Origin of the sequence: Rhizobium indicum (genome assembly GCF_005862305.2) — a bacterium.
Lineage (GTDB): Bacteria > Pseudomonadota > Alphaproteobacteria > Rhizobiales > Rhizobiaceae > Rhizobium > Rhizobium indicum.
In genome coordinates this window covers 441,293-459,528 of sequence record NZ_CP054022.1, presented here as the reverse complement: position 1 = coordinate 459,528, position 18,236 = coordinate 441,293, and the positions used below count along the sequence as shown (strand labels likewise).

General features: G+C 61.7%; 16 protein-coding genes and 1 pseudogene. 1 reads left to right on the top strand and 16 read right to left on the bottom strand.

Annotation, left to right across the window (positions count from 1 at the left end; all coding sequences use genetic code 11):
* Nucleotides 1-24 precede the first annotated feature (24 nt).
* The 11 genes and pseudogenes from FFM53_RS26560 to FFM53_RS26510 form a co-directional block, all read right to left on the bottom strand.
* The gene (locus FFM53_RS26560) at nucleotides 25-1,317 is read right to left on the bottom strand and encodes a BatD family protein (RefSeq protein ID WP_138388806.1); all 1,293 of its coding nucleotides are present in this window, start codon (nucleotides 1,315-1,317) and stop codon (nucleotides 25-27) included.
* Nucleotides 1,314-2,867, bottom strand: a complete 1,554-nt coding sequence (locus FFM53_RS26555) for a VWA domain-containing protein (RefSeq protein ID WP_138388807.1) — start codon at nucleotides 2,865-2,867, stop codon at nucleotides 1,314-1,316. Before FFM53_RS26555 ends, FFM53_RS26560 begins: the two co-directional genes overlap by 4 nt.
* Entirely contained in the window at nucleotides 2,864-3,853 is a 990-nt protein-coding gene (locus FFM53_RS26550) for a vWA domain-containing protein (RefSeq protein ID WP_138388808.1), read from the bottom strand. Before FFM53_RS26550 ends, FFM53_RS26555 begins: the two co-directional genes overlap by 4 nt.
* On the bottom strand, nucleotides 3,840-4,361 hold the full coding sequence (locus FFM53_RS26545; RefSeq protein WP_138388809.1) for a DUF4381 domain-containing protein: 522 nt from the start codon (nucleotides 4,359-4,361) through the stop codon (nucleotides 3,840-3,842). The genes FFM53_RS26550 and FFM53_RS26545 overlap by 14 nt, the downstream gene beginning before the upstream one ends.
* Nucleotides 4,361-5,299, bottom strand: coding sequence for a DUF58 domain-containing protein (locus FFM53_RS26540; RefSeq protein WP_138388810.1), 939 nt, complete (start codon nucleotides 5,297-5,299; stop codon nucleotides 4,361-4,363). The genes FFM53_RS26545 and FFM53_RS26540 overlap by 1 nt, the downstream gene beginning before the upstream one ends.
* Nucleotides 5,296-6,273, bottom strand: a complete 978-nt coding sequence (locus FFM53_RS26535) for an AAA family ATPase (RefSeq protein ID WP_138388811.1) — start codon at nucleotides 6,271-6,273, stop codon at nucleotides 5,296-5,298. The genes FFM53_RS26540 and FFM53_RS26535 overlap by 4 nt, the downstream gene beginning before the upstream one ends.
* A gap of 59 nt (nucleotides 6,274-6,332) precedes the next feature.
* Nucleotides 6,333-7,967: an arylsulfatase gene (locus tag FFM53_RS26530; RefSeq protein ID WP_138388812.1), complete on the bottom strand. Its 1,635-nt coding sequence runs from the start codon at nucleotides 7,965-7,967 to the stop codon at nucleotides 6,333-6,335.
* 152 nt (nucleotides 7,968-8,119) lie between these two features.
* Nucleotides 8,120-8,417 (bottom strand): annotated as a pseudogene (locus FFM53_RS36520) (esterase); the annotation flags it as partial.
* Between the two features lie 23 nt (nucleotides 8,418-8,440).
* On the bottom strand, nucleotides 8,441-9,421 hold the full coding sequence (locus tag FFM53_RS26520; RefSeq protein WP_138388813.1) for a SphA family protein: 981 nt from the start codon (nucleotides 9,419-9,421) through the stop codon (nucleotides 8,441-8,443).
* 264 nt (nucleotides 9,422-9,685) lie between these two features.
* Entirely contained in the window at nucleotides 9,686-11,413 is a 1,728-nt protein-coding gene (locus tag FFM53_RS26515; protein ID WP_138388814.1) for a tetratricopeptide repeat protein, read from the bottom strand.
* 95 nt (nucleotides 11,414-11,508) lie between these two features.
* A complete protein-coding gene (locus tag FFM53_RS26510) occupies nucleotides 11,509-11,799 on the bottom strand; it encodes a hypothetical protein (protein ID WP_138388815.1) in 291 nt (96 codons plus the stop codon).
* A 208-nt stretch (nucleotides 11,800-12,007) separates the two neighbouring features.
* Here FFM53_RS26510 and FFM53_RS26505 point away from each other — a divergent pair, with 208 nt between their 5' ends.
* Entirely contained in the window at nucleotides 12,008-12,799 is a 792-nt protein-coding gene (locus FFM53_RS26505; protein ID WP_138388816.1) for a hypothetical protein, read from the top strand.
* Between the two features lie 46 nt (nucleotides 12,800-12,845).
* On the opposite strand, the gene FFM53_RS26500 is transcribed toward FFM53_RS26505, so the two are convergent.
* From FFM53_RS26500 to FFM53_RS26480, 5 genes are all read right to left on the bottom strand, one after another.
* A complete protein-coding gene (locus FFM53_RS26500) occupies nucleotides 12,846-13,763 on the bottom strand; it encodes a DMT family transporter (protein WP_138388817.1) in 918 nt (305 codons plus the stop codon).
* 307 nt (nucleotides 13,764-14,070) lie between these two features.
* Entirely contained in the window at nucleotides 14,071-15,519 is a 1,449-nt protein-coding gene (locus FFM53_RS26495) for a DUF1254 domain-containing protein (RefSeq protein WP_246413290.1), read from the bottom strand.
* A gap of 62 nt (nucleotides 15,520-15,581) precedes the next feature.
* The gene (locus tag FFM53_RS26490; protein ID WP_425504965.1) at nucleotides 15,582-17,078 is read right to left on the bottom strand and encodes a DUF1254 domain-containing protein; all 1,497 of its coding nucleotides are present in this window, start codon (nucleotides 17,076-17,078) and stop codon (nucleotides 15,582-15,584) included.
* Between the two features lie 3 nt (nucleotides 17,079-17,081).
* Nucleotides 17,082-17,267: a hypothetical protein gene (locus FFM53_RS26485; RefSeq protein ID WP_138388818.1), complete on the bottom strand. Its 186-nt coding sequence runs from the start codon at nucleotides 17,265-17,267 to the stop codon at nucleotides 17,082-17,084.
* Entirely contained in the window at nucleotides 17,255-18,178 is a 924-nt protein-coding gene (locus tag FFM53_RS26480) for a LysR family transcriptional regulator (RefSeq protein ID WP_138388819.1), read from the bottom strand. Before FFM53_RS26480 ends, FFM53_RS26485 begins: the two co-directional genes overlap by 13 nt.
* Nucleotides 18,179-18,236: the final 58 nt, after the last annotated feature.

Sequence of the window (18,236 nt, the reverse complement as noted above, 5' to 3'; positions counted from 1 at the left end):
TAACTCGACGTAACAACGCGTCCGTCATGCCACCGGATTGAGGGCGGGTAGGGCGGATTTTCGCGCTCGCCCCTTGTTCGTCGCTGCCAGGGTGATGGAGTCCGCGAACTTGCCGCGATCCAATTGCATGTCGCGCGACCGGAAGAGGCGCCGCTCGAGAATGGTGACCTGTGCCGAAAGCCGGGGATTGCCCTGCGCTTCAGCCCAGTCGGAAACCGACCGGAATCCGAGACTTCCGCTCCAATCCTGAAGCGCCCGATAGATTGCCGGATCGGGCCCGACCCTGATGATGGTTCGAAGGCGGCGAAGTCTTCTCCGTGGAGAGTTTCGGCGGCTCATTCGACGCCGCTCCGCCCATGCGCGGATTGCCGAGCCCTTTTGCCACGCGACAATTGCCGCGAAGCAGGCGAGCACGGCCGCGCATGATAACAGCACTACCTGCCAAGCATTCTTTCCTTGATCTTCGCCAGGGGGATCGAATTTCGGATCGATGCGCTCGGTTGAGGCCGCCTTCGCCACGACGATATCGACGGCCGGAAGGGTCGCCGTCGCTCCGGCATGGGCATCGAGGTCGAACCATTGGTAGGAAACGGCCGGCGCCTGGAAGCTGCCTTCGGCCGAAGCCGTGTAGACCACCGTTTCGGTCCGGGTACTTCCGGTCTCGACGCTCCGGCCGATCCCGCGCTGTTCGACGCCGTCCGTCAGTGACGGCGGCTTCAGATATTGCGCGACCCCGGCTGCCCGTCCCAGATCGACCGGCGGGATCAGCATGGCCTGCGTGTCCTCGGCAAAGACGACGATCGTCCGCACGACAGCGTCGCCGGCCTTCAAGGTTGACGGGCTTCTGTCGAAGGACTGGGTTACCGTCAGGTCGCGGGCGGCGAAGGGCCTGGCGGTCTGGTCGGGAGCGGCCACGACCTCGAAGGCGGGAAGGGCTACATGCAGCTGCGCCTTGATCGCGCTTCCGTTCGCCGAATAGCCAAGATCGACCGCGATTTCGGGCAGCACGAAGGATCCGGTCTTTTCCGGGACGATCACGTAGCTCCTGCGTATTCCCGAATATTGGACGTCCGCGATCGTCTGGACGAGGTTCTGGGCACGATCGTCGGGAAGCGTGACAAGGGCATCCGGGACCTCGAACAGCGGATATTGCGGCGGCGACGTGAAGAATTCCGGCGCGAAAATGTCGACGACGACGTGGACCTGCTGGCCGGGGACAATCCCATCTGCGCCTTCGATGGCGGCGCGTCCGAAGGGCTCGGCGGCGATGGCCTGTCCGCATATGAACGCCCAAAGAAGCGTGGCTGAAAGCCTCATGGAGACTGCCTCCTCGCTTCGAGGGAAAACTTGCGGGCCATCAGGTCCGCCGGGCTGACGTTGATGTTCTTCATCCACATCTCCGAAGTCTGCTCGGCGATATTAATCTGACCTTCCTTGCCCTCCTTTCCCCTCTCGTCGAACTGGACGCTGTCGGGATCCTCGCTCGGCTGTTCGGGCTGTTCTTCCTGCTTTTCCTGCTGTTGCTTCAGGAGTTGCCGTGCGACGGCGAGGTTCGCCTCGGCCTCCGGCCATTCGCTTCGTTTATCGAGAGCCTTCTCATAGGCTGCGACAGCCTCCTCGAACTTCGATAGCTGGAGGAGAGCATTGCCTTGGTCGTACCAGCTCTCCGCCGTATCGATGTAAGCAAAGGCGTCGATCGCCTCCTCGAATTTGCCGGCTCGATAGAGGGCGACGCCCTTCCACATCGGATCGACGAAGCGGTCTGTGGCCCCGTCGTAATTACCCCGCTCGAAGGCAATGCGGCCCTGCTGATCGGACGTCAGCCATATATCGATCAGCCCGTCCGCACGGGCGCTGCCCGGCGACAGCATCCGCAGGGCGAGCAGCAACGTGGCTATCCGCACCACCCAGCCCTTGCGGAACGACAGGGCCATCGCAACCGCGACCGGGACGACCAGCCACCAGCCGAAATCGCGCCAGCGGTCACCCTCCGTCTCCTGCTTCTGCGCGAAGTTACTGCGGATACGCTGCATGATCCAGCGAACATCCGTGTCGTCGTCCGTGATTGTCGCGACATCTGCCCCGGTTTCATTGCCGATGGCCTCGAGCCCGGCGACGTCGAGCTTAGGAAAGAGACGTGTGTCGGATGCATCCGAGAGAAATCCGCCATCCGGCGTCTTGACCGGTCCGCCCGCCGACGTGCCGATCCCGAGAATGACGACGCCGTCGCCGCTCGACTTGAGTGTCTGCGCTGCAGCGGCTTCCAGTCCGTCGGTCAGCAGCAGGATCGTTCCGGCGACCCCTTCTTTGTGCAGGAGGCTTTGTCCGAGCCGCAGCGCGGCTGTCGTGTCCTTGCCCGGCGTCGGCATGATGCGCGTCGCCAATGCCTCGGAGTAGCTTTCAAGCAGCGCCGCATCCTCGGTCGGCGGCAGGACCAGATGGGCGGTGCCGGCATAGGCGACGATCGCCGTGCGCGCGCCCTGTCTGGCCTCGATCACGTCCTTGATCTTGAGTTTCGCCCGCTCCAGCCTGGACGGGGTCACGTCGATGGCGTCCATTGTCTGCGACAGGTCGACGGCGATGACGAGAGGCGCTGTGTCCTCGACGAAGGGCGGCGGCTCACGCTGCCATGTCGGCCCTGCCGCCCCAACGATCCCGGCAGCCATGACGGCCGCCAGCAACCAGGATGGCCGCATTCTTGAGCGCCCCGAAGCATCGACAACGAGGCGGTCGAGCAGATGCGGCGCGATCATGCCCTTCCACTGTGCACGGATGTCGCCGGAGTGTGAAACCATCCAGAGGATCGCAGCCGGCAGTACGAGAAGGAGCAGGAGCCAGGGACGCAGGAAATGAAAATCCGCAATCATGCCGCCGCCCTCCGCTTGAATGCGGCCGCCACTCCCGAGGCGAGATAATAGGCCGCCAGCAGTGCGACGGCGGCCAGCAGCGGCCAGTGGAACAGCTCGATCCGCGGCCGCCAGGACAGGTTCTTCTGATCCTCCGGGGTTATCTGGTCGAGCACCTCGTAGATCGCTGCCAGCTGCGACTGGTCGCCTCCGAAGAAATAGCGACCGCCGGTATTCGCGGCGATCTTCTGCAGCGTCGCGGTATCCAGCTTGTCCTCGCCCGTCGCAGCAGGGTCTCCGATACCCACCGTGTGGACGATCACGCCCTTCGATTTCGCGATCTCCACTGCCTTCAGGGGTGGCATCCTGCTGGCCGTGTCGTTACCATCAGTCAGAACGATGAGCACCTTTTCCGGAGTGGTCGTCTTCTCGAACATCTTGATCGCAAGACCAAGAGCGTCTCCCAGCGACGTCCGCGGTCCGGCCATCCCGGGAACGGTGTCGGCGATCATCGTCCGGACGAGCTCGTGATCCATCGTGAAGGGTGCGAGCGGATAGGGCGCGTCTCCGAAGACGACGAGACCAATCCGATCGCCGGGTCTTTTCTCGACGAAGTCGGCGACGACCTGCCTGACGGCTTCGACGCGGGCGAGGCGCGCGCCCTCGGCGCCAGGGAAGTCCCGCGCATCCATCGACTGCGACAGGTCGAGGGCGAGAAGGATATCGCGTTGCGGCTCGATCTTCTCGATCGGCGGTTCCACGAGCTGGGGGCGTGCCAGGGCGAGCATCACCAGGCCCCAGGCCAGGGTCTCGCAGACGAGCTGTGGCCATGTCCTGCGCGTCACCACCGATCCCTCAGTCGGACGAACGCCCGCCGCCTCGGCGACCTGCGAGAAGAAGGGCAGTCTCACGGACGCCGATGTTTCCCGATGAGCCGGCAGCAGCCACCAGAGCAGCATCGGTAACGGCAGCACAAGCAGAAGCCAGGGCAAATCAAGCTGATACATGATGTTGCTCGATCCATTTGCGGGCGGCGATGACGAGATCGCCGCAGACATTCGACGGCAGATCCGCGACGATCTCCGCGCCATGATATTCGAAGTCGTCCAGGAGGCGTTCGAGCGTGTCTCCGGCCCCATCCTCGTCATGCGCGTCGAGAAATCGAACCCAGCCGTTACCGGAAAGGGAGGCGACTTCACCGCGCGGCCAGGCTGCCAGCGCTGTGCGCTTCAGAACTTCTGCGAGATCCTTTATGGCGTCGGGGCGCGTGGCGGGGTGTCGAAGTCTGTCAGAGATCCCTGCCAGCAAGGTCAAGGCCTCGCGCCTGTAGGCGTTGGCGCGGTAACGCCTGATCCGCCGGAAGATCGCCAGGAGAACGGCGAATGCAAGCAGGGCTGCCAGCAGAGCCCAGCCCCAGGTCTGCGGCCACCATGAGACCGGCGCCGGAACCATGATGTCGTGCAGCGAACGCAGCGCCATGTCCGTCATCGGATCAAGCTTTGCTGCCGGCTCCATCAACGCCTCCGTTGCCGCCACGCAGACTGCTCCAGCAGACGTCTGAGCTGCGGAGCGGTTTCCTCGGCGGCCGATATGGGCAGCATTGGAAGCCCGAGCTGACGCTGCCACGCTCTCAACTCCCGGCCGCGGTTGCGTGCGAACGCGTCGATCGACGATCGGACGCTTGCTGTTCGCAGAACCAGCTCGGCCTGAGGGCCGCCGCCGCTGACGACGATGTCGCCCGATGTCGGCAGGTCCAATAGAAAGGGGTCGTAGACGAGCAGGCAGATCACGTCGTTGTGGATGGAGAGCCTCAGCAGGATGTCTCGTGTCGTCGCGGTATGGCCGTCGAAGTCGGAGACGACGACCACGAGATGGTCGTGGTGGGCGATATTTGCGACCGCCGACAAAACCTTGTCCAACGCTTGCGGGTCAGGTTCGCCTTTGCTGTCTGCGCGCAGGCCCGCGTTCTGCCGTGCGATTTTCTCCGCAAAGGCAATCACCGCATTGCGGCTGCGATGCGGTTTGACCTCGTTCGTCCCGCTTTCGCCGAAGACGAAGCCGCCGACCCGGTCGCCGGAACCCAGTATGCGCCAGGCGCAGAGCATCGCGGCTTCCGCTGCCGTTACCGATTTCATCGATCGCCTGCTGCCGAAGAACATATTGATCCGCTGGTCGACGATGATCAGCGCGGGCCGCTCCTTTTCCTCGGAGTAGACGCGGACCACCGGTCGGCTGGTTCGCGCCGTGACGCGCCAGTCGATGGAGCGGATGTCGTCACCGGGCAGATAGTCGCGAAGTTCTTCGAAGATCAGTCCCCGGCCGCGCATCGCCGATTGCATGCGGCCTGCAAGCTGCTGGTGGCTGCGTGCCTTCTGGACGAAGCTCAGATCTCGGGCTCTCGCTTCGAGCGCGACCAGTTCGTCCGTCGAAACATAGACGCCCGCATCGCTCATGAGACCGCCACCAGTTCGACGATGCGGTCGATCACCTTGTCCGGCGTGGCGTTCGACGCATGCGCCTCGTAGGACAAGATCAGCCTGTGGCGAAAAACGTCGTGGACGATCGCCTTGACGTCATCAGGGGTCACATAATCGCGCCCCTTCAGCCAGGCATAGGATCGCGAAACCTTGTCGAGGCCGATCGCACCGCGGGGGCTGGCGCCCACCTGCAGCAGCGTCGCGAGATCCTTGTCGTAGCGGTCGGGATAACGCGTGGCGAAGACGAGCGCCACCATGTACTTCTCGACGGGTTCGGAAACGGTGACAGCGCCGATCTCCTTGCGGGCGGCGAATACGGCCTGTGGGTTCAGCCTTTCCGGCGACGGCGGCTTCGCGCCGCCATGCGCCTCGTTTTCTTCATTGCGGTTGAGCCGCATGATGGCTGCCTCCGACGCCTCGTCCGGATAGCCGACCTCGACATGCATGAGGAAGCGGTCGAGCTGGGCTTCGGGCAGGGGATAGGTGCCCTCCTGCTCGATGGGATTTTGCGTCGCCATCACCATGAAGAGCGGCGGCAGGGGATAGCTCTTGCCGCCAACGGTGACCTGGCGTTCCTCCATGGCCTCGAGCAGCGCGGACTGCACCTTGGCCGGCGCGCGGTTGATCTCGTCCGCCAGGATGAGATTGGCGAAGATCGGCCCCTGCTGGAACCTGAATTCGCCCTTGCCGCCCTCGCTGAAGTAGATTTCGGAGCCGGTAATGTCGGCTGGCAGCAGGTCGGGCGTGAATTGAACGCGTGAAAGCTCTGAATCAAGGTTCTTTGCCAGGCTCTTGATTGCTCTGGTTTTTGCGAGACCGGGAAGGCCCTCGACCAGCAGATGGCCATTGGCAAGCAGCCCAAGGAGGAGCCGTTCGACCATGGTCTCCTGACCGATGATCGACCGGCCGATACGCGTGCCGAGATCGAGGATGTCGTCGCGAGCCGTCATGGGGGGCCTCGGTGAGAAGGAGAGGGGCGCGCAGACCGCTGCGCGCCTTGGTGCGTTGCCTACTTCTCGATACCGCGATCCTTGAAGGATTGGTCAATCGCCTTGTCCACCTCCGCGCGGACGCCTTCGATGTTGAAGCTGGCGACCCGCTGGCTGGGCGGATACTTGACGAATGTTTCCAGGAAGGCCGCTCCCTGCAACTGACCCTTCACGAGCAGGTAGTCGTTGCGCGTGAGCCAGTCATTATACTGGTCCGAAACGGTGTCCGCGCGCTCGTATGGATCCATCCGCAGGTTGAACAGCTTCGGAATGCGCCAGGTGACGAATGGAGTCTGCCAGACGGCAAAGCCGCCCGGAGCCGGCTGTTCCTTGAAGACGACCTTCCAGTCGTCGTAGCGCGTCGCCACCAACCCGCCGTCGTCGTCGAAGTAGTAGAAGTCGCTGCGGGCGCTCTTATCGGCCTTGCCGGTGAGGTAGTCGAGCTGGTTATAGCCATCCAGATGGTTGCGGAAGCTGTTGGCGCTTCCATCCGGCTTCCAGCCACTCAGGAGGCGGCTTTTCACGTCGGGATCACCCGCGGCCGCAAGCAGCGTCGGGAACCAGTCGAGACCGGATATCATTCCATTCGAAACCTGGCCGGGCTGGATGTGGCCCGGCCATTTGACCATGGCCGGGACGCGGAACGCGCCCTCCCAATTGGTATCCTTCTCGCTGCGGAACGGCGTCGTCGCCGCGTCCGGCCAAGACCATTGGTTCGGCCCGTTGTCGGTGGTGTAGACGACGATGGTGTTGTCGGCGATCCCGAGTTCATCGAGCTTTTTCAAAATCTTTCCGACCATCTCATCGTGCTCGACCATGCCATCGGCATATTCGTTTCCGACCATGCCGCTCTGGCCCCGCATCGACTCCCGCACGTGCGTGAAGACATGCATGCGCGTCGCGTTCATCCAGGTAAAGAACGGCTTTTTCGCCTTCACCTGACGGTCCATGAAGTCCATCGCCGCAGAGCTGGTCTCATCGTCGATGGTCTCCATCCGCTTCTTGGTCAGGGGACCGCTATCCTCGATCTTGCCGTCGGCCGACGCCTTGATGACGCCGCGCGGCGAATAGGCTTTCAAAAACTCGGTGTCATCCTTCGGCCAATAGGGCGCTTCCGGCTCCTCTTCGGCGTTCAGATGGTAGAGGTTGCCGAAGAACTCGTCGAAGCCGTGTTTGGTCGGAAGATACTCGTCCCTGTCTCCCAGGTGGTTTTTGCCGAACTGGCCGGTCGCATATCCAAGCGGCTTCAGCGCCTGGGCGATTGTGATGTCGCCGGCTTGCAGACCGACCGGAGCACCGGGTGCGCCAACCTTGCAGAGACCGGTGCGCAGGCATGTCTGGCCGGTGATGAAGGTCGAGCGGCCCGCCGTGCAACTGTTCTCGGCATAATAATCCGTGAACATCATGCCTGATTTGGCGATGCTGTCGATGTTTGGCGTTTTGAATCCGACGACGCCGAAGGAATAGGCGCTGATATTTGTCTGCCCGACGTCGTCGCCGAAGATGACAAGAATGTTTGGCTTGGAGGTATCGGCTGCGGCCGGTGCTGTTGCCGCCTGCTGCGCGAATACCGGGGTTGCGATCGCGGCCGAGGTCATGGTCATCGCGACGGCGGCCGTGGCGGCAAGGAGTCGTCGATAGATGGGCGTACTCATCACGGGTTTCCTTTTTGCTTGCGGTTCGACATTTCGGTCTGCTTTTTGACCGGATGACTTGACGGGGATACTGCTTCAGGCCCAGCCAGCTGGTAAGCTTGTAACTGTTACTTCCAGGTCGGCCGGAGGTAACAATCGCCCGCCCAAGCCTGTTATTGTGTCAGAGGCTTCGACTGGGCGGTCGTTGTGCAGGCTGTCTCCCAGCTCCGTTCCTGTCGGCTGCCGCTTTCTTGCCGCCTGTTCGATGATCACAAGTGGTGCTGCAACTGCAGCGCCTGCGATCGTGCCGACGGTGCGCGCTGTCCCGCCCACGACGGCGGCGACGCCCTGTCCGAGAGAAATGTTGGAATCCGTCAGCGTTTGCCCGGTCATCAGACGCTGGCCGATGAGCTGAACGATGCCGGGACTTTCGGCGAACTTGCCATGATGGAGGCTGTCGCCGGTCTCGATGTCGCCCGGGGCATGGTCGATCCTTATTGTGCTGCAATGTTCATCGGCTTGGTGATCGACAAGGGCATCGAGATCGTCAGATAGACGGCATCTCCCTCGGCGCGGTTTTCGGCGGCGAACTCGTGAAAATACTTGATACGGGTCGATATCGGCACTTCGCCCGCTTTGAACGTCCAGCCTATGGTCGCGCCTATGGCCGCGACGCGCCCCTTGAAATCGCCGGAGGCGCCGGCGCCGCTATCGCCACTCACCTGGTCGTAATAGTAGCCGACGAGACCGGCGTCGAACTGCTCGTTGAAGTGCTGGACCGCCGCCCACTCGACATGGAATTCGTTGCCCGTGCGGTAGTCGGTGGCAGGGTTCTCGGCATTGAACGTCATGCCGACAGCCGCCGAAAGATCCAGACCGATCGTCGGATCAAGCCAGGTCACGGCCGCGCTGATGTCAGCGCCCCAATGGTGGAATGCCAAGTTGGAGATCTCGCCATCCTGATAGTCGCCGATCGGAACATTGACCAGAACACCCGTCGTCCAATGGAAGTTGCCGGCGTCCCAGCCGAGTGTTCCGCTGACGACAGGATCGCCAATCGTGAAGATCGTGTCGGTGATCGAGCCGCTCGCAGTTCCACCCCTCGGTCCGGCAAGCGTCAAGTCGGCATCCGTTTCCATCCAGCCAAAGGGAACGGTTGCGCCAAAGCCGAGACGGCCGCCAAGCACCTCCTCGGGCAGGACCCAGAGGACGGTCGGCGCTGCCAACACCGCTTTGCCCTCGACGCCGACGGCAATACGTCCGCCGGTGGGCAACTGCTTGCCGCCACCCAGATTGCCATTGTAGATCCAGATGTCGTTCTGAAAGAAGACGCCTGGAGGAGGAAGGATACCGGCCGCCGGCCCTTTGGAGCCCAGCAGATAAAAACCTGCGCCGCGTTCGGCCGCGAAGGCAAGATTAGGCAGCAGCGCCACCGCCGCAATCATCGTCAGTCGTCTTCCAACATTCCAGATCATGGCAAATCTCCACTCCGTGAAGCTTTCTTTGCGGCCAGCATCGGCGGAACCGGCCGCCGCGGCGAAGCTCGTGCCGGTCCCGAGCGCCGATTGACGCCTGTGGTCACCACCGCGGGATCGGCCAGTATGTTGCCTGTGAGAAAGGTGGAGGCGGCTGAGAAGACAGGCAGCTTGCGCATCATGGCGCCCCTCGACATCATCACCCGCAATCTGCGGACAGATCGAAGGAAAGCCGTCGAAGGCTGCCGGACAAGGATGTTACTGTTACATCGAGCCATTGCTGGCGAGTTCCGGCGATTTTAGGCCCGCCTCCAGAATGCCTGTTCGAAGAGCAGCTTTGAGACTGCTGTCAAAACGCGCTCCGGAGAACATGGCTGCGACTGTCCGGTCGAGATCGGGATGCTGCAGACGAGCTGCGGCTATCTCCTGCTCCGTCACCGGCCGGTCACCGAGGCGAGCGATGGCGGCCAGCTTCAACACGGTCGTCGGCGTATCGGTTGCCGGGACTTGCCGGGCAAGGAAGACCGCTTCGGCATAGTTCCCCAGGCGGTAGGCGTCGAGGATCATGACGAAATTCGCGTCACGTATCGTCTGGCCGACGAGGTCGGTCGCCTCTTTCGCAAGGCGGACACCCTCTTCCCAGTGCCCGCTCAGGAAGAGGGCCATGGAGAGCTTCGCCAGCAGATCGGCATTTTCCGGGTTCAGGGCGACACCGCGCCGGCCGGCCGCGATCGAGGCGTCGTTCTGGCCGACCTGATATTGCGTCGCCAACTGGGCAAGCGCTGCCCTTGTCGAGGTGGGCGATACCGTTGCAGCCCGGTTCGCGAGGTCGAGACCGCGGCCGAAGTAGCTGTCGTCGCCGGTCGTGCGACCGGTCCACACGAAGACGCGCGCAAGTGTCGCCATCGCGTCGGCGTCAGCCGGATCCGCAGCGATCGTTGCCTCCAGGCAGGGGCGGGCCGCTTTCAGAGCGGCCAGGCCGCGCTGTTCGACGGCAAATTCGCCCTTCAGCACGCAGATGTTGCCGGTCGTGGAGGCCGGCAGATTGCGCCGCAGTTCCATGGTGTTGACGACGCCGACCGGCCCCGCGATCCTGCGGGACACGCCGTAGACGAGCGCGCGTATCGCGTCATCTCGCGTCCCTGTTCCGGTTTGGCGTCGATCCTGGTCGGTCCAGACGGCCTCTCCCGTGGCCGCGTCGGAAACCTGCCACCACAGGGAGACGGATGTCGCATCCTCACCGTAGCGCATCCTGACCTCGTAGGTCGTCTGCTCGGCCGGGTCGATGCCCGGCCTTGCCGCCCTGGCCTCGGATTTGAGGCGGACGGTCCCGAACCGCGCAATCGACACGGCCAGATCTTCCATGACCGCCTCTCCGGCCACGGTATCCTTCTGCGTCGCGTTCAGCGATAATGAGACGAATGGCTTTTGTGTATCCAGGGGCACGGGCATGGCGGCGCGGAAGACTGCGTAGCCTCCGGCGAGGGCAATGGCGGCAAGGCCCGCCAGCGCGACGGCAGCGTAAGGCTTTCGGCTGACGGTGGACCTTAACGAAGCGGTCGCGTCTTCGGCTGCCGGGACGACGTCCTCTTCGACATCGGAAACATCGTCGCCTGGGCATGGCGGCTGCTCCCGCTCGACGAAGACAGGAACATATCGCCCGCGGGGAATTTCCAGGCGCGCCCCAGGCTCGTCGCCGAGCTGCTCGTAATATTTCGCCAAGGTCTCACGAAGACGCGTCGCCTCTATGCGCACGATCGGATCGGATGAGGGATCGAACGACGGAGGCCGGTTGAAGACGTCGATCGCGATGGAATAGGCCTTCACCGCGTCGCTGCGCCCTTCGAAAACGGCGTCGACAATGTACCTGAGAAACGCTCTATGGCGATCGGAGACATGAAGCCGCGGGTCAGCCAGAAGCCGCTCCGCCTCCGACCTTGCCTCGCTCTCACAGACCGCCTGTGCCCCGCTGCTCACGCCGTTCGCTGCCATTACGCACCTCACGCCCGCCCGTCCATAAGCTGTCGCGAATATGCGTCATGTCACTGAAAGTTGCAATCCTGTTCGCTTGCATGTTGGACGAATAGTCAGGAGCGTCGGTCCGGCCGCGGTCGCGCCATGCGTGCACGGCAGCGTATGACAATGTCGGATTCAAGCGCCTGGCACACGCCCCGGTACTCTTCGACGAGCCCGTCCTCGCCGTCGCCGGGGCGCTGGACAAGGCGTTCCAGCGTGGCGGTCGCATCTTGATAAGCCTCGCAGAGAGCCTCGAAGGACGGATCGTTCGGCCAGAGGCGCTGAAGCTCGCCACGCAACGACGGCAGCCGCAGCATCAGCTTCAAAAGTCCGCGGTGGGCGGCATCTCTGACAGTGTCCATGGCGAGCAAGCGTTCCTTTCGGACAGGAGGCGTGCAATGAAGCGCGATGCGCCTCGGTCCATTCTCGCGCCGGTCAACCGCAAAAATCGAGAATGTTACTGTAACAATCGTACGATAGCGCCCGCCTTCCGGATCACGGTAACCGTTACAGCCTGCGGCCGAAGACAGTTTCGTGCTGAAGTGCCCGCGGTCGATAGAGGAGGCTTCCGTGCGCCCGTATGCTCCAGCATTCCCGCTACTGCTGGCATTGGCTTGCCCCGCCGGTGCCCAGGAGGCGCACAACGCCGTCAACGAGGCCAACAACCCGCTCACGCCGAAGATCACCATCAACCTTCAGGACTATTATATTCCGAGCTTCATCGACACGCCGGGAGAGCCCGAGGCGAACCAATTCCTGCTGCGCGGCCTCATCCCGTCGGACATGTTCGGGCTGCCGCAGCTTCTTCGCTTTACACTCCCGATCGCGACGTCCCCCGACGTTCCAAACGGATATGTCACGGGGCTCGGCGACCTCACGCTGATGGATCTCTTCATCCTGCCGAAGCATGGAGACGTCACCCTCGGCGCCGGTCCGCTGCTCGTCGTTCCCACAGCCACGGACGAGTCCCTTGGAAGCGGCAAATGGCAGATCGGAGCGGCGGGCGTCGTCGTCGCACCTCAAAGCTGGGGCCTCCTCGGAGCCCTCGCGACCTATCAGACGTCCTTCGCGGGCGTGGACGACCGGGAGGATGTGAGCCTTTTGACCATCCAGCCGATCCTCAACATCAACCTGTCGGACGGCTGGTATCTGCGCTCGTCGGCGACGTGGAACTTCAATCTCGAGAATGGCCACTCCTACATCCCCATGGGCGCGGGCGTCGGTAAAGTGTTCCAGCTCGACAAGGGCGTGACGATGAATGCCTTCGTCGAGCCTCAATATACGGTCTGGCACGACGGACCGGGTGCGCCTCGTTGGCAGATCTTCGCCGGCGTCAACTTCCAGTTACCGGTCGGACAGTGATCGACCGGCAAGCAGGGCGAGATGACGTTCCTGCTATTTTGATCGTTTAATGACCGTCGGGCGGGACGGCCTCAGTCGGAACCGACTCTTTCAGATTCTTCCGGTGGAAGATGAAGAGCCCCGCAACAACGATGATTGCGGCGCCGACGATGATCTGCGTATCGGGAACATCGTTGAACAACAGGTAGCCGAGGACGATCGCCCAGAGCAGCAGCGTATATTGCAGCGGCGCGAGCAGTGATGCCGGTGCGAGCTTCAGCGAGCGGGTGATGAGCAGATGCGCGCAGGAGGCGACGATGCCGAGCAGCAGCATGCCGGACCAATCGATGAGCGTTGCCGGCTGCCAGTGGCCGACGCTCAAGACGATGCCGGTGACGAGCGCGGCGATCGTCTGCCATGTCACCAGCGTCGTGTCGCTGGTCGAGCGCAGATAGCGGCTCATCACCAGCGACAGCGCAAAGGCAAGGCTGCCGGCAAGACCGAAGAACGATGGAAGCGACAGCATCGCCGTGGACGGACGCAACGCGATGACGACGCCGGCGAAGCCGATCAGAACGGCGAGCCACCGGCGCCAGCCGATCTTCTCTCCGAGAAAGAAGTGCGAAAGCGCCGCGATATAGATCGGTCCGGCCATATAGAAGGTCATGACGTCTGCGAGCGGCAGATAGGCGACGGCAGCGTAGAATAGTGCGACATCGCAGGTCGCCATGAAAACACGGATGAACTGCAGGCCCTTCTGCTCGACGCGGAACAAGGCCATCGGCCCTTGCCGGAGGATCATTGGTCCGAGCACGATGAAAGCGCCTACCGAGCGGACCACCAGCACTTGGCCGACGGCAAAGCTTGCGACCAGCCATTTGCCCATCGCATCGTTCAGTGCAAAGAGCAGATCGCCGAGCAGCATCAGCATGACGCCGGTCATGATCAGGTTTCCGACGTTGGCGGCAGCCGTCTTGGTCTTCATCTCTCGTATCCTCGCAAAACGGCCGCGCATGCGCGGCCGAGTGCGGCTTCTGCCTTAACAATGCCAATGTCAAGCGCATCGCTGATGCGATGAAGCAGCCGGTATAAGGTCAGCGGTGTCCCCGCCGCACCTTAACCAAGATACTTAGATAATTTCGAGGATTGCTGCCATAACGGGACGGCTGCTTCGCGCCAAAGGGAGATTTCAGCTAAATGAAAAAGGCATCGTGAGATGTCCATCGATCTGGCACAATTCGCCTGTTCGCCGCGAGGTGCGCAGGTTCGAGTTTGAACTTCGAAAACCAGCGTCAATTGATGGTTTCGAAATCGCCTGGCTTCCAGCCGTCAAATGCCAGTGGCTGCGGACCGTAGATACGGAAGTAGACGAACCATCCTTTGCCCGGAAGCGTCTTGATCCAACGGCCTTCGCTGCCAGGCGGTCGCTCGGGGCCGAAATACAGATCGATCGTCTCGCCCTGTAGGTCCTTCAACTCAAACAGGGAGCGCAAAGCCGCATTCTCCTGATCGGTCTGTATCTGACTGCGCGTCTGGGCATCGTAAACGGTGATAGACCAGAACAGTCTGTTTGGTACCGGTAGCGGGACCGTCAACTTGTAGGTCTTGCCGCCGTCCAGATAGGCCCCCGCCTTGTCCGTCAGTCCAAGCCAGTAGAGTGAGCCGGCAGCGGGATCGCGCCGGAACATGGCAGGTGACGTGGCGATGGCCTGATAGAACCATTTGTCGAGGGCGTAGTTATCCCTGTAGTCCTTGGCGTCGAAAGTCCCGTTCTCGTAGCGCAAGGCCGCCCATTGCCATTGCCGGTCATTCCAAACAACCCGATCCGGCCTACGGTCTGCGAGTGCTTCCACCCGCATCTGTGCCGATGCCATCTTCGCCGCCTGTACCAGAATGTCCTTCATACGTTCATCGGGAGCAAAGGGCTGGCCTTTCATGATGCCGAGCGCGGCTAGATCGCCATATTGGCTTCGCGAATCCTCCAACGGCGGCTCGCTCTCGATGACGGTATGGAGCACTTCCCAAAATTTTATACTTGCCTCCCACGCCGTCGGTGTCTGGTTCTGGGGTTCGGGTGTCTGATCGTACCATGTGGGGGCGACCCAGCCGGCAGCGGGATTTAGTGGATGCACCTTGATGGTCTTCAGGCGCTCGACTGCACCCTTGACGTCGCCCCCCTGAGGGATGGCGCGCAGGCCGGCGATGACGCGATAGGATGTGGCCCGACCGACAAAATATCCGTCGGGGACTTCGCCTTCATATCCGGGAGGGAGCAGAAGATGCTTGCCGCCCTTGCCGGCGTCCGGGCCTGGCAAGCCCATGTCAATGATCCAGCGCTGGTTTATATCGAGGGCAGCACCCAGCAGCGGACCTGGAGGCACTTCGATGACAAGTGGCCCATCCTTCAGGTCGAGTATCATGCCGCCATAGGGCGTGTCGGAGTTAAGCGTGAAACCGACATGCTTAGGCATGGTTTCCAGAAAGCCAAAAGTCTGGTTGGGCTTTGCCCCAACGCGGATCATTTCCTCGTAGATCGCAGCGCTCGACACCGTCGGATAGAAAAAGCGATAGGCATGAATCGCACGGTTGAGGTCCAGTTCGTTGTAGACCTTCTCGACGGTTTCCGGTGTCGGATAGCCGCCCGTGAACTTGTACTCCTGCGCGACGGCAGTGTTGGCGAACAGGAGAGCCGCGATGGCGGAGATCGCCAGCGGTCGTCTCGTCGAGCCCATGTTGATCATAACCCATCTCCTTACGCTTTACGGCGAGCCGTCTCCGACGCCGCGATATTTGCGCCCCCTGTTTATTGTTCGGCAACCTTCTCGACGTCCGGCAGCACCCACGCCTTTTCGAAGAACTCCTTCTTCGGGCCGTAGGCGCGGAGCATCAGTTCGAATTCCCGCAGCGGATCGGTCGGCACCCAGTTTGCTTCCTTGCTCGCAGGCGGGGTCGGGCCGAAGTACAGGTCGACGGAGCCGTCGGGATTTTTCCGGACCTCGGCATTGTTGGAAGCCCTGCTTGCGCGCGTCATGTTTCTCACCAGACCGTGCGTCTGGCGGTCGTAGACGGTGACAGACCAATATTGGTCGACCGGAGCGTTCGCCGGTACCGTCAACTTGTAGTTTCGCGCACCATCGAGATTTTCGCCGTCCTTATCCTTCGGCGCAAGCAGGTAGAACTGGCCGGCACCGAGACGCTTTATACCGATGTAGCCCAGCGTATAAATCATGCCGCGTACATCGGTTGGATAAAGGCTCGTGTCGGCATATCCGTTCGAAACGGCCTTGGCGAGCGCCGGCACGCCAGCCGGACGCCATTGCGTTCCTTCGTAGAACGGCTCCCATCCCGCTTCATACTTCGCATCGAGAAAGGCTTTCGCCTCCACTGCGCCGGCATCCAGCAGAGACCGGGTCTCGGCATCAGGCTTGAAGGGTTTGCCTTTCTCGATGCCGAGCGACTTGAGCGTGTCGATCATCGCCATGTCGCGAGCAAGCCACGGTTCGTTCTGCACGACACGGTTCAGGTGCTCGAAGAAGGTCGAATCGAAGCGGATGGTGGAGTCGAAGAGAACATCCTGCGCGTCGGTGAACACCGTCTGTGACGGGTTGTCTGCCTTCGAGAGCGGGTAAACCTTAACCTTCTTGCCATACGCGACGGATTTGTCGACATCGTCGCTGCTGTGGCTGGCTAGGTTCGACCTTACCAGCGCGTAGCCGCCAAAGGTGTCCGATTGCAGCGGCGTAAAGCCCTTCGGAACGGTCCCCAAAAAGCCTGGCGGCAGGACGACGAACTTACCACCGGCGCCCTTGTCCACGCCGAGGAGGCCCACATCTTCGAGCGGCATTTGCCACGCGGTGACGATATTGCCGTTGAGCGAACCTTCTTCCGCAGCCGGCACATCGATAACGATGGGACCATCATGCGTATCGAAGAAGGTCATGAAATATATCGTGTCGGGATTGGGCGTGAGCGTCTGATTCATCCAGTCGAGCGCGCGGCCCCAATAAACGATCTCGTGCTGTCCGGCTTTGGTTGTGGTCAGCATCTCCTGGAGCATCAAGTCATAATTGACCGCCGGCATGCCCCAGATCACGGCCTCAACCGCGCGGCGCTCGATGGCACGGTTCTGAAGTGCCTGCTGCGAAAGATTCTCTGCCAGCGAGGGCATCGCAATAAAAATCAAACAGACGATCGCGGCAATTCTCTTCATCATGGCGGTTACCTCCAGATTGAGGTGAATCTTGCGCGCCAGGTGAAAAGAAAGGAAGTACGTTACAGTTACATGGCCGTAAACTGACACAATTTACAGCGAGGAGGCTTCGGCAAGTTCGCCTTGGAATTCAATGATGGCGACGACCGCTACGGGCCGACGGGAGCCTTTAGGCACGATCATCCTGTGGGGCAATTCCACGGCAAGATCCTCAATCTGGCACTGCTTATGGCCGTTGACGATGGCAGTGAGCGTGGCGGTCAGGTCTAGAGCGCCCAATCATCCCAATTCTGGACTTCGGCAGCTTTATCCTCGCGGCAAATCGTTTCCAGCGCCAGCGAGGCTCGACTGGAGTGCCTTTGTTTATGCCGCAGGATCGCAAATTGGCGGGACGGCAGGGGGAAGCGCGCCTTTACCAGCAGACCTTGCGTCAAGAGCGGCGCGGCCACGGCACCTGAGACGACCGTCGCGCAAAGGCCCTCTCTTGCTGCCGATATGACGGCTTCGTTCGACGGCAGCTCAAGCGCGACAGCCAGATCTCCGGGGACTATGCCGAGATTGGAAATCGCCGTCTCGAAAGCCGACCGGGTTCCGGACCCCTTTTCCCGCATGACCCATTTTGTGCCCGAAACCAGCTCTGCCGGTGCAATTGGTTTGCCACGCGCCCAGGGATGGCGCGGACCGACGACGACAAGGAGTTCGTCCTCGGCAAGCGGCTGAACATGCAGCGCCGGCTCATCAACGCTGCCTTCGACGAAACCGACTTCGGCCAATCCATCGAGAACCGCTTTTGCCGCCGTGGTCGTGTTGCCAATCATCAGCTTCAGGTCAATGCCCGGGTAGCGGATCTTGAAACGCATCAGCATCGCCGGTAGCCAGTAGCTGGCGATCGTCTGGCTTGCAAAAACGACAAGCTCACCCTTTTGTAGGCCGCCGAGATCGGACAAGACAAGCGCTGCCGCCTTTGCGCGCGCCAGCGTCGCTCTAGCCTCTCCCAGAAACACCCGTCCTTCATATGTCAGCTCTATGCGGCGTCCGACGCGATGGAAAAGCTCGACGCCATAGGAGGTTTCGAGATTGCGGATAGCCGAGCTGACGGCCGATGGCGTGAGTCCGATCGCAAAGGCGGCTTTGGTCAGATGCTCGCGTTCCGCAACCGCAACAAAAATGGAAAGCTGTTCAAATGTCATGATTCAATCGTTCGATTTTACCGAATGAACCATGCTATACTATTCAATGGAAGTCGAC

Bases quoted from the DNA above. Each gene is read 5' to 3' on its own strand.
- FFM53_RS26520 (WP_138388813.1), bottom strand. From the start codon at position 9,421: ATGATCTGGAATGTTGGAAGACGACTGACGATGATTGCGGCGGTGGCG.
- FFM53_RS26530 (WP_138388812.1), bottom strand. From the start codon at position 7,967: ATGAGTACGCCCATCTATCGACGACTCCTTGCCGCCACGGCCGCCGTC.
- FFM53_RS26540 (WP_138388810.1), bottom strand. From the start codon at position 5,299: ATGAGCGATGCGGGCGTCTATGTTTCGACGGACGAACTGGTCGCGCTC.
- FFM53_RS26560 (WP_138388806.1), bottom strand. From the start codon at position 1,317: ATGAGGCTTTCAGCCACGCTTCTTTGGGCGTTCATATGCGGACAGGCC.
- FFM53_RS26515 (WP_138388814.1), bottom strand. From the start codon at position 11,413: ATGGCAGCGAACGGCGTGAGCAGCGGGGCACAGGCGGTCTGTGAGAGC.
- FFM53_RS26500 (WP_138388817.1), bottom strand. From the start codon at position 13,763: ATGAAGACCAAGACGGCTGCCGCCAACGTCGGAAACCTGATCATGACC.
- FFM53_RS26480 (WP_138388819.1), bottom strand. From the start codon at position 18,178: ATGACATTTGAACAGCTTTCCATTTTTGTTGCGGTTGCGGAACGCGAG.
- FFM53_RS26550 (WP_138388808.1), bottom strand. From the start codon at position 3,853: ATGTATCAGCTTGATTTGCCCTGGCTTCTGCTTGTGCTGCCGTTACCG.
- FFM53_RS26535 (WP_138388811.1), bottom strand. From the start codon at position 6,273: ATGACGGCTCGCGACGACATCCTCGATCTCGGCACGCGTATCGGCCGG.
- FFM53_RS26545 (WP_138388809.1), bottom strand. From the start codon at position 4,361: ATGGAGCCGGCAGCAAAGCTTGATCCGATGACGGACATGGCGCTGCGT.
- FFM53_RS26555 (WP_138388807.1), bottom strand. From the start codon at position 2,867: ATGATTGCGGATTTTCATTTCCTGCGTCCCTGGCTCCTGCTCCTTCTC.
- FFM53_RS26495 (WP_246413290.1), bottom strand. From the start codon at position 15,519: ATGATCAACATGGGCTCGACGAGACGACCGCTGGCGATCTCCGCCATC.
- FFM53_RS26510 (WP_138388815.1), bottom strand. From the start codon at position 11,799: ATGGACACTGTCAGAGATGCCGCCCACCGCGGACTTTTGAAGCTGATG.